2 protein-coding genes are annotated in these 934 nt (G+C 64.7%); both read right to left on the reverse strand.

Annotated features, from left to right (window positions below; genetic code table 11):
* On the reverse strand, positions 1–438 hold a 438-nt coding region (locus E5W87_RS35415), incomplete at its 3' end, for a GNAT family N-acetyltransferase (protein ID WP_292408603.1).
* A partial coding sequence (locus E5W87_RS35420) for an HAD family phosphatase (protein WP_292408606.1) occupies positions 435–934 on the reverse strand: 500 nt, incomplete at its 5' end. The genes E5W87_RS35420 and E5W87_RS35415, both read right to left, overlap by 4 nt.

Raw genomic sequence — 934 nt, forward strand, 5'->3', positions numbered from 1 at the left:
GCGTTGCATGACGGCTGTGGAACGGCTGTTATCCCTAACGGCGAAGGACACAATTTCGTCGAGGCCAAGCGTTTCGAACCCATAGGCGAGCCACGCTTCGGCCGCCTCGGTGACATAGCCATGGCCCCAGAATTCGGGCGCCAGCCGCCAGCCGATCTCGACTGTGCCGGCGAGCAGGAAGGGCAAATGATCGGTATCGAGAAGGCCGACGAAGCCGATACATTGGCGCGTTTCAGCTATCTCGGCGGCAGCGAAACCATAGCCATCCTCGGCGATCCAGGCGCGGAACTCGTCCATTTTGGCGTCCGCGGCAGCGCGGTCGCGGCGAAATGGAAAGAACTCCATGACGCGTTCGTCGGAATTGATCCGGTGGAAGAGCTCGCGGTCGCGATTCTCCCAGTTGCGCAGGATCAGGCGCTCGGTGCGGATCGGCGTCACTCTACAAACTCCTCTCGCCGGTAGCCCTGAAGATAAAGAAGCGCGGTCAGGTCGCCGTGGTCGATGCGGAATTTTGCCTCCGCCGCAACGACAGGCTTGGCATGAAGTGCCACACCGGCGCCGGCAAGGCGGATCATGTCGAGGTCGTTGGCGCCGTCGCCGACAGCAATGGCGTCGGCGGTCGTCAGCCCCAGGCGCGCCGAAATCTCGAGTAGCGCATCGGCTTTGGCGGCGCGCCCCAGGATCGGCTCGGCCACCAGCCCGGTGAAGCGGCCGTCCTGCTCTATCAGGCGATTGGCGCGGTTCTCCTGAAAGCCGAGCATGGCGGCGATGCGTGAGGTGAAGACGTTGAAGCCACCCGACACGAGCGCAGTCCATGCGCCACTGGCCCGCATGGTCTGGACAAGCGCGCGGCCGCCGGAAGCCAGCGTCAAGCGGTTGGCGATGACGCGGTCGACCACGGCAGCGTCGAGGCCCTTCAGCAGCGCCACCCGCT

Source organism: Mesorhizobium sp. (assembly GCF_004962925.1).
GTDB lineage: Bacteria > Pseudomonadota > Alphaproteobacteria > Rhizobiales > Rhizobiaceae > Mesorhizobium.